The organism is Ensifer sp. Root954 (assembly GCF_001429005.1).
In the GTDB taxonomy this organism is placed as follows: domain Bacteria; phylum Pseudomonadota; class Alphaproteobacteria; order Rhizobiales; family Rhizobiaceae; genus Ensifer; species Ensifer adhaerens.
Genome location: NZ_LMJM01000001.1, coordinates 165725 through 180543 on the forward strand (window position 1 = coordinate 165725; position 14819 = coordinate 180543).

At 63.6% G+C, this 14819-nt stretch carries 13 protein-coding genes; 1 reads left to right on the forward strand and 12 read right to left on the reverse strand.

Annotation, left to right across the window (positions count from 1 at the left end; translation table 11 throughout):
• Positions 1 to 54 precede the first annotated feature (54 nt).
• Genes ASE71_RS00650 through ASE71_RS00680 form a run of 7 tightly spaced genes read right to left on the reverse strand, consistent with a single transcriptional unit; the run spans position 55 to position 8283 of the window.
• Complete coding sequence (locus ASE71_RS00650) at positions 55 to 873, reverse strand: class I fructose-bisphosphate aldolase (protein ID WP_180316482.1); 819 nt, start codon at positions 871 to 873, stop codon at positions 55 to 57.
• Positions 870 to 2618 (reverse strand): glycerol-3-phosphate dehydrogenase/oxidase, encoded by a 1749-nt coding sequence (locus tag ASE71_RS00655; RefSeq protein WP_060521964.1) that lies wholly within the window; start codon positions 2616 to 2618, stop codon positions 870 to 872. The genes ASE71_RS00650 and ASE71_RS00655 overlap by 4 nt, the downstream gene beginning before the upstream one ends.
• A gap of 12 nt (positions 2619 to 2630) precedes the next feature.
• On the reverse strand, positions 2631 to 3626 hold the full coding sequence (locus ASE71_RS00660) for an aldo/keto reductase (protein ID WP_060521963.1): 996 nt from the start codon (positions 3624 to 3626) through the stop codon (positions 2631 to 2633).
• Positions 3623 to 4633, reverse strand: a complete 1011-nt coding sequence (locus tag ASE71_RS00665) for a sugar-binding transcriptional regulator (protein ID WP_060521962.1) — start codon at positions 4631 to 4633, stop codon at positions 3623 to 3625. The genes ASE71_RS00660 and ASE71_RS00665 overlap by 4 nt, the downstream gene beginning before the upstream one ends.
• Before the next feature lie 2 nt (positions 4634 to 4635).
• Positions 4636 to 5625, reverse strand: coding sequence for an ABC transporter permease (locus tag ASE71_RS00670; protein WP_060521961.1), 990 nt, complete (start codon positions 5623 to 5625; stop codon positions 4636 to 4638).
• 28 nt (positions 5626 to 5653) lie between these two features.
• Positions 5654 to 7195, reverse strand: a complete 1542-nt coding sequence (locus ASE71_RS00675) for a sugar ABC transporter ATP-binding protein (protein WP_060521960.1) — start codon at positions 7193 to 7195, stop codon at positions 5654 to 5656.
• A gap of 59 nt (positions 7196 to 7254) precedes the next feature.
• Positions 7255 to 8283 (reverse strand): substrate-binding domain-containing protein, encoded by a 1029-nt coding sequence (locus tag ASE71_RS00680; RefSeq protein ID WP_034805587.1) that lies wholly within the window; start codon positions 8281 to 8283, stop codon positions 7255 to 7257.
• A 235-nt stretch (positions 8284 to 8518) separates the two neighbouring features.
• On the opposite strand from ASE71_RS00680, the gene ASE71_RS00685 reads away from it, so the two are divergent.
• Positions 8519 to 9505, forward strand: coding sequence for a LacI family DNA-binding transcriptional regulator (locus ASE71_RS00685; protein ID WP_060521959.1), 987 nt, complete (start codon positions 8519 to 8521; stop codon positions 9503 to 9505).
• 64 nt (positions 9506 to 9569) lie between these two features.
• Here ASE71_RS00685 and ASE71_RS00690 read toward each other — a convergent pair whose 3' ends face one another.
• Genes ASE71_RS00690 through ASE71_RS00710 form a run of 5 tightly spaced genes read right to left on the reverse strand, consistent with a single transcriptional unit; the run spans position 9570 to position 14761 of the window.
• On the reverse strand, positions 9570 to 10835 hold the full coding sequence (locus ASE71_RS00690) for an ABC transporter substrate-binding protein (RefSeq protein WP_060521958.1): 1266 nt from the start codon (positions 10833 to 10835) through the stop codon (positions 9570 to 9572).
• 24 nt (positions 10836 to 10859) lie between these two features.
• On the reverse strand, positions 10860 to 11693 hold the full coding sequence (locus ASE71_RS00695; RefSeq protein ID WP_060521957.1) for a carbohydrate ABC transporter permease: 834 nt from the start codon (positions 11691 to 11693) through the stop codon (positions 10860 to 10862).
• Positions 11690 to 12766 (reverse strand): carbohydrate ABC transporter permease, encoded by a 1077-nt coding sequence (locus ASE71_RS00700; protein WP_244497343.1) that lies wholly within the window; start codon positions 12764 to 12766, stop codon positions 11690 to 11692. Before ASE71_RS00700 ends, ASE71_RS00695 begins: the two co-directional genes overlap by 4 nt.
• Entirely contained in the window at positions 12759 to 13925 is a 1167-nt protein-coding gene (locus ASE71_RS00705; protein WP_060521956.1) for an ABC transporter ATP-binding protein, read from the reverse strand. The genes ASE71_RS00700 and ASE71_RS00705 overlap by 8 nt, the downstream gene beginning before the upstream one ends.
• Positions 13922 to 14761, reverse strand: coding sequence for a metallophosphoesterase family protein (locus ASE71_RS00710; protein ID WP_060521955.1), 840 nt, complete (start codon positions 14759 to 14761; stop codon positions 13922 to 13924). The genes ASE71_RS00705 and ASE71_RS00710 overlap by 4 nt, the downstream gene beginning before the upstream one ends.
• Between the last annotated feature and the right edge of the window lie 58 nt (positions 14762 to 14819).

Below are 14819 nucleotides of genomic sequence, written 5' to 3' on the forward strand. Positions count from 1 at the left end.
AGCGTTCCTCTTGCGCCGGAGCATCGCTGGTGAAGCGGTTCCGGCTGAGCGATTTCAACCGCGCTGGTAGAGCGCGTAGGCTTCTTCGCCGCTTACATCCTCATGGATGATCGCCATCAGGCCGCGCACAACGGCGCTCGGATTGGCGTGCTGGTAGATGTTGCGCCCATAGACCATGCCCATTGCGCCCTGACGCATCAAGGCCGCCGACTTGTCGAAGACGTTGCGCAAGTCCTCCTTGCCGCCGCCACGCACGAGAACCGGGCAGCGCGCAGCCTCGACGACCCGGTGGAAATCCTCGGCATTGGTGGTCGGGTCCGCCTTGACGATGTCAGCGCCCATCTCGCGCGCAAGCCGGGTCAGCGTCACGATCTTCTCGGCATCGCCATCGACCATGTAGCCGCCATGCTCGGTCACCGGCTGCATCACCAAGGGCTCGATCATCAACGGCATGCCGTACTTGTCGCAATCGGCCCGCACGCGCGAGATGTTGGCGACGCATTGGCGGAAGAGATCGGGCTCGTCCGGCAGCATGAAGAGGTTGACGACGACGCAGGCCGCGTCCATCGCCAGCGCGCCGATCAACGGTTCGGCCTCGTTCTGCAACACGGCCCACATGTGCCGGTGGCGGATGCGGTTATAAGGGTTGCCCATGTCGAGACGCATGACCAGCGCCGGCTTGTCCTTGCCCGGCACCTCCTGCAACAGATCCGCCTGGCCAAAATTCATCTGGATCGCATCCGGTGCGGCCGCGACCAGCGCCTTGACCACGGCTGACATGTCTTCAAGACCATTGAGGAAGGAGGGTTCGTTGCAGACGCCATGATCGATCGCGACGTCGAGGCAACGTCCACCGCCGAACAGACGGTTCATCCGGACCTTGCTGTTGTTTCGCATAATGCACTCCTTTGTTCGTTCCGTACGGATAGGGTTTCCTCGTCGACGCCATGGCGCTCGACGAGAAGGGTAAGAAATCGCTTACGCTCGACCGCGACACGCGGCGGCAACCATTGCTTTTCGATGGCAAGCAAGGCGAGCACCGCATCCACTATGTCGAGCGAGAGCTCGCCGGTGATTGCGAGCGTCGTGCGGCGCAGCAGCAGGTCCTCGAGATGTTCGACGGCTTCGCTGCGGATCAGGTATTGCAGCTCGCGCGCGGAGTAATCCCGATGCGGCAAGGCATGGTCAGCGCCGGCGGCGATGAGATCGGCAACGTCTCGCGCGCCCGTTCCATAGCGGACGAAAAGCACTTGCATGCGCTCCCGCGAAAGCCCGGTGGCTGCCGCAACATCATCGACCCATCGGTCGCGATCGGAGGGATAGTCTTGCCCGCCACCGATGGCACGTTCTCCGGTGCTGACATGGCGCTGTTTTCCGAGCCGTTCCAGGGTGAGGTCGGCCGCCATTTCGCCGAAGGAGCGGAACGTCGTCCATTTGCCGCCGATCATGCAGAGCACCGGCGGACCGCCCTCAACACCCTCCACGAAGGTGCAGAAATGGTCGCGCGGGATGCGACCGGTGAAGCTGTCCTGGCTCGCCGGCAGCGGCCGTACGCCCGAGAACTGGAACACCACCTCTTCCGGCCTGATCCGGATGTCTGGCAGGACGAAGGCGAGCGACTGCAGGATGTAGTCGCGCTCGTCGGCTTCGCAGCGCACGGTTTCGGGATCATCGACACGAATGTCCGTCGAGCCCACCAGCACCTTGCCGAGATATGGAAAGAGGATGCAGATGCGGCCATCCTCGTTCTCGTAATAGATCATGTGGCCGTTAAGCGCTTCCATGAGTTGGGCATTGTCGATGATCAGATGCGAGCCCTTGGTGCCGCCCATCAACGGGGCCGGCTTCGACGTTGCGGGAAACAGTGCGCCGTTGGCGATATCGATCCAGCCGCCGGTGGCGTTGATGATGAGGCCGGGCTCGATCGCAGCGACCGCGCCGGTGACATCGTCCTTCAGTTCGTAGCGTCCGGGTGCGGCTAGCGTCAGTTCGGCGTAGTTCAGCGCCTGCGCGTGAGAACCGGCGGCAAGCCCATCCTTCAACAGCTCGATTCCGAGGCGTTCCGGCTGGCTGACCCAGGCGTCGTAATAGGTCGCGGAACTCTTGATGTCGGGATTGAGCGCCGGCCAGCGTGCAAGCGTCGTGCGCCGCCCGCGGAAGGCATGCTTCGGCATCAGCGCCCGCTTGCGCGTCAGGAAATCATAGATGCCAAGGCCCATCTTTACGGCGACGGCGCCACGGCGGCTTGGCCGCCGCGTCAATCCCAGGAAGCGAACCGCGCCATTGGCAAGGCCCGAGAAGATGTCGAAGATCGGCACGGTCGTGGGCAGCGGCGCCACGTAATGCGGCGCGTTCTTCAGCAGCCGATCGCGTTCGACCAGCGATTCCCTGACCAGGCTGAACTCGCCATTTTCGAGATAGCGAAGACCGCCATGCACCATGCGTGACAGCGCCGCACTCGCGCCCGAACAGTAGTCGTGCTTCTCGACGAGCAGCACGTTCACCCCCTGCAGCGCCAGTTCACGAAAGACGCTGAGGCCGTTGATGCCGCCTCCGAGGACGCACACGTCCACCTTCGGGCTCTTGGTGAGCCCGTTGAAAATCTCTTCCCGGTTCATGATGGCAGTCCGTTAGCTGTCCATGTTGACGAGCGTCGCCGCGATGGCCGCGTCGATCCCCGCGAGATCATCGTGATCGAGCCGGATCGTCCCGGCCCTTGCATTGTCGAGCGCTTGCGCCGGATTGCGTGCGCCGCAGAGCGCGAAAGTCACGCCCTCCTGGCAGAGCGTCCAGGCAATGACGATCTGGGCGATTGTCGCGCCATGCTTTTCTGCGACCGGCTGGATGGCCTTGGCAAAGGCCGCGACCTTTTCGCGGTTGCCGACCGAGAAGCGCGGATTGTCGCGCCGCTGGTCGTCGCCTGAAAACACCCGCTCCGGTCCGATGCCGCCGGAGAGAAGGCCGAGCGCCAACGAAGAGTAGCTGAGCGTGGCGACGCCGTTGCGCCGCGTCAGCGGCAGAAGCTCCGCCTCGATCTCGCGATCGATCATGCTGAAGCGTTCCTGGATCGCGTCGAGCCCGCCGATCGCGATGTACTGTTCCAGTTCGCTACGGCCGACATTGCTGGCGCCGATCGCCCGGATCTTGCCCGCCTGGCGCAGCTCTTCGAGCGCGGCCATGGTCTCCTCGATCGGCGTCGTCGGGTCCTGCCAATGGGTGATGTAGAGGTCGATGTAATCGGTGTCGAGCCGCTTCAGGCTCTGCTCGACCTCGTGATGGATCGCATCTCGGCCGAGGTAGCGGTGCACCGGCTTGCCGTCCTGGTCGAAGAAGTGCTTGCCCTTGTCCGTATGCCACACGAGCCCGCACTTGGTGGCGATGACCGCCTTGTCGCGGCGTCCGGCCAATGCCTTGCCGACGATCTCTTCCGAGCGGCCGAGGCCATAGGCCGGCGCCGTATCGATCAGCGTCACACCGGCGTCGAGCGAAGCCTGGATCGCCGCGATCGACTCCCGCTCGTCCGTGCCGCCCCACATCCAGCCGCCGATCGCCCAGGTGCCGAGCCCGACGGCCGAAGCCTTCACGCCCGATCGGCCGATCTCCCGCATCAATTGATCCCCGCTCATGCCAGAAGTCCCTTTTCGCTTGCCATGGCGAGCACGCGCTCGCCGGTCGCCTCGTCCGTCACCAGCGTGTCGAGGTGGTGTCCCCGCATGACGCTGAGGATCGGTCCGGCCTTGTTCGGTCCACTTGCCACGCCGATCTTCATCGGGATCGAGGCGAACTCCTCGAGCGTCAATGACACCAGCGAACGGTTGAGGCTGTAGTCACAGACACGTCCCTCATCATCGAGCAGATGGGCGAGAAGTTCGCAGCTTGCGCCAGAGCGCTCGATTGCCGCTCGGTCGGTGCTCGAAGACGGATGCAGGTCGTAGTAGCTCGAATCGTCCGAAAGGATCGAACCGATGCCGACCACCGCCACCTTCGCTTCGCGCGCCCTCCCGAAGACATCCGCCACCGAGCGCATGTTGATCAGCATCGCTCGCTCGGCGGCACTGTCGGCAAAGAGCGGCGCGTGGATCTGGAAAGACCGCCCGCCGAGCCTGTCGGCCATCATCGTCGAGACGTGGTTCACATCCGTATAGTGCTTGCCCTGGACGCAGCCGGTGCCGGGGATAACCTCGACATCGAAGCGGCGCGGCGCCTGCAGCCCCGCGACGACGGCACTGACACCCTTGCCGCCGGTGATGCAGATCGTGTCGCCATCGCCGATCTCTTCCAGCAGCAGCCGGGCTGCCGCCTCGCCGACCGCCTGGAGTGCGGTCTGCTGATTGTCGGAAACGGTCGGCACGACGATCGCCCGGCGGATGCCGCCGATCGCAAGCAACTGCTCTTCCATGTCGACCAAGGGCTCGATCGGCGACTTGATCTTGATCTCGACCAGGCCAAGCTGACGGCCGCGCTTGATCAGCCGGTTAACGGTCGGCTGCGAGATGCCGAGCCGATCGGCGATCTGCGACTGGGTCAGTCCTTCGAGGAAATGCAGGACGAGCGCCTGATGCATCTGCCGCGCCACGACGAGTTCTTCTCGCGCACTTGAGGCCTGGGACAAAATGGGTTTGGCAATCGGCATGGTCAGGCTGCCTTCCGCTTGTGCAGCAGGTGGTCGATGGAAACGGCAGCCAAGAGAATGCACCCCTTGATCATGTCCTGCCAATAGACGGAGACGTCGAGCAGGATCAACGAACTGGTGACGACCGAGAGAAGAGCGATACCGAGGATGGCGCCGAGGATGGTGCCCGAGCCGCCGTTGAGCGAGGCGCCGCCGATGACCGCCGCAGCGATGATGTTGAGCTCCATACCGACCCCGAAGGTGGGCGTCGCGGCGCCGAAGCGCGACATGTAGATGACGCCGGCGACACCTGCGAGCGTCGAGCAAAGCACCGTAACCCAGAACTTCACCTGCTTGGTCTTGATGCCCGAATAGAGCGCCGCCTTCTCGTTGCTGCCGGTATAGAAGACCTTGCGGAAGGCGGTCGCCCGGCGCAGCAGGAAGTCGAAGAGCACGACGACGGCGACGAAGATCAGGATGACATAGGGGACGCCGTGGAAGGTGCCCTGCCCGACCGCCTTGAACGACGCCGGCAGCGTGAAGAGCGACAGCGGCGTGCCCTTGGTGATGACGAGGCAGAGGCCGCGCACGATCACCATCGCCGCCAGCGACGTGATGAAATGATTGAGCCCGACGACGGTGACGAAGAAGCCCATGATCATGCCGATCATGCTGCTGGCGAGGATGCCGACCAGCGAGGCCGTCCAGGGATCGACACCGGCGAGAAACAGCGAACCGGCCAGCACCATGGCGAAGCAGACGACCGAGCCGACAGCGAGGTCAATGCCGCCGACAATGAGCAGGATCGTCATGCCGACGACGACGATGCCTTCGACCGAAAAGCTCATCAGCATGGCGCGCATGTTGCCGAAGGTGAGAAAATGCGGCGAGGCAAAGCTCATGATGATACCGAGCGCCAGGATGATCGCGATCAGCCCCGCCTCACGCATCGTGCCGATGCGTTTCCAGGCGGGCGCCTGCGCATGCGTTGCAACCATCGTATCAACAGCCATTTCCGCCTCCCCGGCTCTATCAGTTCTTTCAGGCGACATGATCCACCATCCGGCCAGCCTCGGCCGTTTGCGTCACCCCTGAGGCCAGGCGGATCACCGCCTCCTCGCTCATTTCTCTGTCATCAAGCTCGCCGGCGATCGCGCCTTCGCGCACGACCAGAACCCGGTCGCAAAGCCCGAGCAGCTCCGGCAGTTCCGACGAGATCACGACAATGCCGATGCCGGTTTCTGCAAGCTCGCGCAGCAGCCGGTGGATTTCGGATTTGGCGCCGACATCGATGCCGCGCGTCGGCTCGTCCATCAGGATCACTTGCGGGCGAACGGCGAGCTGCTTGGCAATCGCCACCTTCTGCTGGTTGCCGCCCGAGAGCGACGAGACCGGCATATCGATGCCGCCCATGCGCACGCCGAGCCGGCGGACGAAATCGCGGGCGAGATCGGCCTCGGCCCTGGAATTCAGCAATCCGAGCGGCCCGGTCAGCGTCTTCAGATCAAGCACCGAAATATTCTGCGCGATCGACAGGTCGACGAAGACGCCGGAGCCCTTGCGATCCTCCGAGAGATAGACGATGCCGGCATCGACCGCGTCGCGGTAGTTGCCGATGCGCTGCGGCTTTCGGCGCAGCGTAATGTCGCCCTTCGACTTGGCCCTCAGACCGCAGATCGCTTCGGCGATCTCGGTACGACCGGAGCCGATCAGACCGCCGATGCCAAGAATTTCGCCCCGCTTCAGATCGAAGGAAACGGTGTCGATGCGGTCGCCATCGCTCAAGCCACGCACAGAGAGAATGGTCTCGTCCGTCCGCGCCTCCGGCGCCTGCTTTTGCGGATAGAGCTGGCTGATCTCGCGGCCGACCATGCGGCGCACGACATCGTCAGCAGTCACGTCGGCGATCTTCTCGGTGACCACATGGCGGCCATCACGAAACACGGTGACGCGGTCGCAGAGCGAAAAGATCTCGGCCATGCGGTGGCTGATATAGATGATCGATATGCCCGCGGCCTTCAGGTCGCGGATGATGGCGAACAGCGCCTGCGCTTCGGCTTCCGTCAGCGCCGCGGTTGGCTCATCGAGGATCAGTACGCGGCAGTCGAGCGTCAGCGCCTTGGCGATCTCGACCAGCTGCTGGCTGGAAATGGCGAGGTCGGCGACCTTGCGCCGGACGTCGATCGGCGCCAGCCGGTTCATCACTACCTGGGCTTCGCGTTCGAGCGCGCCGTAATTCATCAGCGGCGAGCGCCGGCGGTTGGTGGCCGCCATGAACATGTTTTCCGCCACCGTCGCATCCGGGCAGAGCGCGATTTCCTGGTGGACGAGGCCGATGCCGAGCGTCTGGGCGGTCGCCGGCGAGGCGATTTTCACGGGCGCTCCATCCACCAGCACCTCGCCGTCATTCGGCTGCAGCACACCGGCAATGATGTTCATCAGCGTGGATTTGCCTGCGCCGTTTTCGCCGCAGAGTGCGTGGATCTCTCCCCGCTCGAGGCGAAAATCCACCTCCGTCAGCGCCTTCACCGCACCGAAATGCTTGGTGACGCGCCGGACCTCCAGAACCGGTTGTGCTGTCATGCTGTCCTCCACCCTCAGTCCTGGCTGCCCGGAAACGACCGGGCAGCCAATTCACGATCTTACTCGTCGATGCCCTTGGTGCCACGACGCTTCAGGTACTTGTCCCAGTAGAAGTCATCGGCATTTTCGGCGGTAACGATCGAAAGGCCGTTGTCGACGAAGGGGATGCTCATCGGGTTGAAGCCGGAGCGCTTGGCGTCGTTCATCGGGTCGATCAGTTCCGGATGCTTGGCCATCCACAGGAGCATGAAGCCCATATAGCCCTGCATGCCCTGGTTCGGGTTGATCGAACCGAAGACTTCGCCGGCCTTGATCATGTCGAGGATGTTGGCGTTGACGTCGGCGCACATGACGAGGACCTTGCCGCCGCTTTCCTTGCTGGCCTGGGCCGCACCGATCGCGGAGTTGGCTTCCGGCATGAACACGGCGCCCAGGTTCGGATTGGCCTGGATGAGGCTCATCAGACCCTGATAGGCCTTGTTCGGATCCTGGTTCGAGGCGGCGCGACCGACGAGTTTCATGTCGGGCCACTTCTCGGCCATGCGATTGACGAAGGCGGTAATGCGCTTGTCGTGGTTGTCCTGGCCGGGGTTTTCAAGAACGGCATATTCGCCCTTGCCGCCCATCTTCTCGGCGATCGCGTCGGCGGCATAGATGCCTTCGCGGGTGTTGTCCGAGGTGATGAAGGAGACGCGCTTCGACAGCGGCGAGTCCGCAGCGAAGGTGACGACTGCCGTGCCCTGATCGATCGCCCGGTTGATCGGCTCGATGAACGGATCGGAGTTCATCGGGTGCACCAGGATGCCGGCCGGGTTCTGGGCAAGCGCCTGGTCGAAAGTGGCGATCTGCTTGTTGACGTCATATTCCGGCGTGCCGGTATATTCGGTCTCGCAGCCGAACTGCTGGCCGGCCTGTTTGAACATTTCATAGACCGGGAACCAGTATTCGACGCCGGATACCATGACGTTCATGACGTATTTTTCGCCGGGCTGGCAGCGAAACGGGTTCGCCGTTTCGGCGCTTGCCGAACCTGCCCAAAACGAAGCTGCAATGACCGCCAGAGCGGTCGTGCTGAGAAATTTGCGCACGCGTCCTCCTCGAGGCCGAAGCCCCTCCCAAAAACCGATAGGGCCGTTTGTTTGCGGCCGCTGAATGTATGAGTTCGCCGGAACTCCTCCTCGACTTCCGACGATTGCGATTTAAGCCGCGGACTCAGCTTCTGTCAATATAATTCATAGCATGAATAATAATTCACGCGCGACGTGGAAAACCTCGGGTCCGGTCCTTCAATCAGCTGTCACGCAGACCCGTTAGAGCGCGATCATGGTTACCCTGCAACAGATCGCCTTTCATGCCGGCTGCTCGCTGGCAACCGTATCGCGGGCGCTCAAGGGCGAAGGTCCCGTCAGCGACGAGATGGTGCGTCGCGTGCGTCGGGCAGCGGCCGAACTCGGCTACCGGCCGTCGCCGGCCACGGGACGCGCCACCAACCGCAGCCAGCCCGTCGTCGGCGTGCTGGTGCCAAGCGTCACCAACCCGGTCTTTGCCGCCTCGCTCGGCGGCATCCAGCACCGTTTACAGGCGGCGAACCATGGAGTGCTGATCGCCCAATCCAATTATGATCCCGCACTCGAGGCGCGCGCCGTGCGCTCGCTGCTCGAACAGCGGCCGACCGGTCTGATCCTGACGCTCTGCGACGCCAAGACCAGCGAGGCGCTTTCGGCGGCGCTGCCGCCGACGGTGCTTCTCAACAACCGGCCGGTCGCACGCTTCGCTGCCGCCGTCACCGTCGACAATTACCGGGCCGGTTTCGATCTCACTCGCCACATCCTCGACCACGGTCACCGCCGCATCCTCGTCGTCTCCGGCCACTTCCGTTCATCCGACCGGGCGCGCCTGCGCTATGACGGCTATTTGGCCGCTATGCAGGAAGCCGGCGCCCGGCCGATGGAGGCGGTCGAGATCCCCTTCGTCGACGGCTATGAAAACCTCGACCTCGCGACGGTTCTTGCGCAGCACCGCCCGACCGCAATCATCGCTTCCAACGATCTGCTGGCGCTCGGCGTGATAGCAGCGCTGCGGCGTGAAGGCCTTTCCGTGCCTGACGATGTCTCCGTCGCCGGCTTCGACGGCATCGCGCTTGGCCGGCTGATGACGCCAACACTCACCACCATCTCGATGCCCGACGGTGACATGGGGCTCGCAGCGGCGGCGCTGTTGCTCGATATGGCCGAGAATGCGTCGGGCTGCCGCCATCTCAATCTCGACTGCCGGCTCTACGCAGGCGGGACTGTTCGCCACCTCGCGTGAGCAAACACGAAAACACCGCCTCGAAGTTTCCTTCGGGGCGGCGTCGATCGATTTGGTTACAGGATCAGCTGCGCGGCAGCAGGCTTTCGACTTCGGCCGCGGCCTCGTCCAGCGCTTCCTTCGGCGAGGCCTGCTGCTCGACGATGCGCGACAGGTTCTCGACGATCGTCTGCGTCACCTTCACCCCGTTGCTACCGGGGAAGGCATACCAGGGGCGCATCAGCGCCATCTGCTCAAGACCAGCGCGGAACAGCGGGTTTTCCTTGTAGAAGTTGGCGAGATACTCAGGCGACTTGGCGGCCAGCTCGTTGTTCGGCACATAGCCGGTGCCGGGAACGACAACCGAGGCGCCATAGGGGCCGGCTGCGAACTTCGCGAACTTCCAGGCGGCCTCCTGCTTTTCGGCGTCGCGCGTCAGGATAACGACGGCGTTGCCGCCGGTCGGCAGCTTGCCCTTTGCCGGGTCGATGAGCGGGATATGGGCAGTGCGCAGGTCGAACTTGTCGCCGACATTCTTGATAGTGTTGCGCAGCGCACCCGTCGTCTGGAAGGCGAAACCGACCTTGCCGGCAACGAAGGCCTGCTCGCCGGCCTGCTTGGTCAAAACCGGCAGACCGCCTTCCTTGACCATGCGGTCGAGCACTTCGACGGCCTTCTCACCTTCGAGACCGTTGAAGGCAACCTTGCTTTCGTCTTCGCTCAGCATCTCGCCGCCGGCGCCGAAGAGCAGCGCGGAGAACATCCAGTCATCGCCCTGCCAGCGGAAATCGATGCCCTCGTTGCCGTCCCCAAGCGCCTTGATCTTGCCCCCAAGCGCAATGACCTCGTCCCAGGTCTTCGGCGGGTTTTCCGGGTCGCCGCCGGCTTTGCGCACGAGATCGGCGTTGTAATACATGATCGGGTTGGAGGTGGCGAAGGCAAGGCCCACCTGCTTGCCGCCCACCTGGGCGAGCTTCAGGATGCTTTCGGAAAAGCCCTGCTCGGCCATGTTGCCGTCCTTGGCGATGAACGGGCCGAGATCAACGGGGACGTCGCGCTCGTTGACCATGCGCAGGCGGTTGAGGCCGATGAAGGTGAGATCGGGCATCTCGGCCGTTCCGGCCTGACGCATGATCGTCTGGATGCCTTCCTCATAAGTCGCCGACGGATTGGCGAAGGTGATCTTGATATCCGGGTTTTCTTCCATGAACTTCTTCGAGATCGTATCCATCACGTCCTTGAAGAAGCCGGGCATCGGATAATGCACCGTCAGCTGGGTCTCGGCGTCGGCGGGGGCTGCGAGCATCAGCGATGCGGCAGCCGCGGTGAAAAGCTGTCTCAGATGTGTCATGGGTTGCGCTCCAGGTTGGACCGTTCAGCCTTTGAGACCGGTCATGGTAATGCCCTCGACAAAACGCTTCTGCGCCAGCAGAAACGCGGTCACGAGGGGAAGGGTGATGATGAGGGTCGCGGCCATCAGCGCGCCGTAGTCGTCGCCGGCTTCTGCGGCGCGGAAGTAGAGAAGGCCGAGTGGCGGGGTCGCATAGTCCTGGTTGGTGACGACGATCAGCGGCCAGAAGAGATCGTTCCAGTGGGCGACGACCGAGAAGATTGCGAAGGCGGTGATCGCCGGCCAGGCGTTTGGCACGATGACGCGCGCGACGATGCCGGCTTCAGACATACCATCGAGGCGTGCCGCATGGATCAGATCGTCGGGCATGGCGCGGAAAAACTGCAGGAACAGGAAGATCGCGAACACCGAGATCGAGAACGGCGCCACTAGCGCTGCGTAGCTGTTCAGCACCGACAACCTGTCGAAGGCCACGTAAATGGGCAGCGCGGTTGCGTGGATCGGCACCAGGAGGCCGAGCATGACCAGCACCATCATGGTGCGGGCCGCCCGAAACTTCAGCTTCGCCATGGCATAGGCGCAAGGGATGGCGACGACGATCTGGATGACGAAGATCAGCGCGCAGACGACAACGCCGTTGAAGAGCAGGGTCGTCATCGAGACGCGCGACAGCGCCTTGGAAAAGTTCTCGATATAGGACCACTGCTCAGGGATCAGCGACAGCGACGAGGAGAAGATCTCGCTCTGAGCCTTGCCGGCGGTCGAGACCATGAAGATGTAGGGCGCGAGGAAGATGAGCGCGCCAAACGAGAGAACGGCGAGGCGAATGAGGCGGGTGACGGAGATGGTGTTGGTCATGCGTAGTGAACCTTCCGGTCGAGCACGCGGTACTGCAGGAACATCAGGACGACGAGGATGGCGAGGAAGACGACGGTCATGGCCGAGGCATAGCCGACGCGCAGATAGACGAAGCCCTCCTGGTAGATGGTGAAGAGCAGCACCTCCGACGCCTTGTTCGGACCGCCCTCGGTCAGCGTCTTCACCGTCTCGAACACCTTCACTGAGTTGATGATGCTGATGGTGGTGACGAACAGCGTCGTCGGCCCGAGCATCGGCCAGGTCACCAGCCGGAAACGATCGAACCAGGTCTTGGCGCCGTCGACTTCCGCTGCGGCATAGAGCTCGCGCGGGATGGCGGTGAGACCGGCAAGGAACAGCACCATGTTGAAGCCGACCGACTGCCAGATGCCGATGATCGACAGACCATAGAGCACCGTGCCGGAGGCCCCGAGCCAGTTGGGGCCGGCAATGCCGAAAACGGCCAAGAAGGTGTTGATCGGGCCGATGGTCGGGTGAAACAGGAACTGCCAGACCGTCGCCATGGCGACGAGCAGCGAGGCCACCGGCAGGAAATAGACCGTGCGGAAGAACGCCCGGCCCTTGGTTTCCGCCTCGATCAGCATGGCGATTGCCAGCGCCAGCACGATCGAAACCGGTGTGACGATCGCGGTGTAGATGGTGGTGTTCCAGAGCGAGCGGCGGAAGGTGCGGTCGCTGAAGAGTTCGGCATAGTTCTCGAAGCCGACAAAGCGGAAGCTGCCGTAGCCGAGCTCGAAATCGGTGAAACCGAGAACGATCACCGCCGCGGTCGGTAAAAGGATGAAGAGGACGAGCAGCGTGATGGCCGGCAGCGCTAACAGCCAGGCAATGCGGGCCTCGCGGCGATCGGGATCGGTGGTCGCGGCACCGATCGCCGTCTGGGTCCGCAGCCGCTGCGCCGGCTGGGCGCCGTCTCGCAGAGATGAATGCTGAGGCATTGCCTCCAGCCGATCTCCCCCCTTGTGGGGGAGATGCCCGGCAGGGCAGAGGGCGGTATCCACGAAATCCGCCGCCCCTGCCGCCGTATCCCGATTGGAACCCGCCTTAGCCATGGATCTTCTCCAGCGTCGCGGCGATAGCGACCCGCTCGGCTGGCAGCCGGGTGCCCTCGCCGTCGAACAGCATCGCCCGTTCCGGCATGAACTCGACGTCAACGGGCTGACCGATCGCGAGCACCGCGGCCTCGGCAGGTGCTGACTTGGCAGTGACCAGCTCGCCGATCGCATCGAGGCGGGCGTAAACGATTACCTCAGAGCCGAGGAACTCCATACGCTCGACCCGCGCGCTCAACCGGCCGGCGCTTGCCGCATGGAAGCGCACGAATTCCGGGCGGATTGCGAGCTTCACTGAAGCATCCGGCGCCTGTCCGCGGCTTGCCAGAAGCACCAGATCGCCGAAACGCACGATGCTCGCCGTATCCGTGCGGGTCTCCAGCACGTTGATCTTCGGCTGGCCGAGGAAGCGTGCGACCTCGATATGGGAGGGGTTGTCGTAGATCTCCTTCGGGGTCGCCAGTTGCAAGAGATTGCCGCCGATCATCACTGCCACTCGATCCGCCATCGACAGCGCTTCCGACTGGTCGTGGGTGACATAGAGCGTCGGCACGCCGGCGCGGCGGTGGAGATCGACGATCTCGCCGCGGGCATGGACGCGCAGGTTGGCATCGAGATTGGAGAGCGGCTCGTCCATCAGGAAGACGGCCGGGCGGCGCACCATGGCGCGGGCGAGCGCCACGCGCTGGCGCTGGCCGCCGGACATCTGCCCGGGCTTGCGGTCGAGCAGGTGATCGATCTTCAGCGCCAGCGCCATTTCCTTGACCTGGCGCTGGATATCGCTGCGGATCTGCTTCTGCCCCGGCATCAGATTGCCGATCACAGGCAGGCGCTGCGCCGCTGTCAGCCGCCGCATCGCAAGCGGCACGGCGATGTTCTCGCCCGTCGTCAGGTGCGGATAGAGGGCATAGGACTGGAAGACCATCGCGACATTGCGATCGGCCGCCGCCATGCGCGCGACGCTGCGGCCGCCGATGACGATCTCGCCGCCGTCGCCATGATCGAGACCGGCGACGATGCGCAACAGCGTGCTCTTGCCGCAGCCGGAAGGACCAACGAGCGCGATGAACTCACCCGCCTCCGCCTGCAGGCTAACCCCCTTCAGGATCGCGTTGCCGCCATAGGACTTGGTGATACCCTCTAGCGAAAGCACGCTCATTGCGCGGCCTCCACACGGACCGTCTTCTTGGCCGCCAGCGGGTAGACCTCTTCGACGATCGGATCGAGCAGGTGGCTGGTCAGTCCCGGCACCGCGATGATCTCGCTTTCGACGTTGACGTCGCTAAACTCGTGTACGACGGCGCCGACCAGCCGCTCGCCCGGCATCGGCCGTTCCAGCGTATCAATGATGAAGGAGGTCGGCGGTGCCCAGACGAGCGACGTCCCGGCGTGCTTGCCCGTCCAGGCCCAGTGCAGGTGGCCGCTTGCATGCAGCGCCACCTCGGCTTCGGCGAAAAGATCAAACAGGCGTTGGCGCTGGCGCGGACGGATGCCCCAGTAGCCGGTGTCGCCTTCGCCCGGATCGTCGACGAAGAGCGGCTTGTGGGCAAAGACGGCCACCCGGCGGCCGTCGCGGCTGAGCAACTGTTCCTCCAGCCAGGTAAACTGCCTGTCTTCTTCGTCCTCGAAGCCGATCAGCAGGCTGTTGAGGCCGAGCAGCCGCCAGTCGCCATGGTCGCGGCCCCAGTAGTCCGGACCGGCGAGCCGGCGCCAGCGGGCAAGCCGAACTGGATCCACCGGCTGGTGCGAACCCGGCAGATGGCCGACATCGTGATTGCCGGGAACGATCAGCACCGGCATCGAGAGCTGGCCGATCAGATCGAGCGAGAAGGTGATGTCGTCCTCGTGGTCGGCGCCATCGATGGTGACGTCGCCGGTGTGGATGACGAGATCGGGTGCCACCGCCTCGATCCAGGCGCGAACCGGTTCCCAATTGCCGTTGAAGTGGCTTTTGGCGGGGCTGAGATGGGTGTCGCTGATCTGGACAATTTTCATGGAAACGGGCCTCCGACGATGGCTTGCGGTATCCGCGTCGGAGGGCTGATACTTCCCT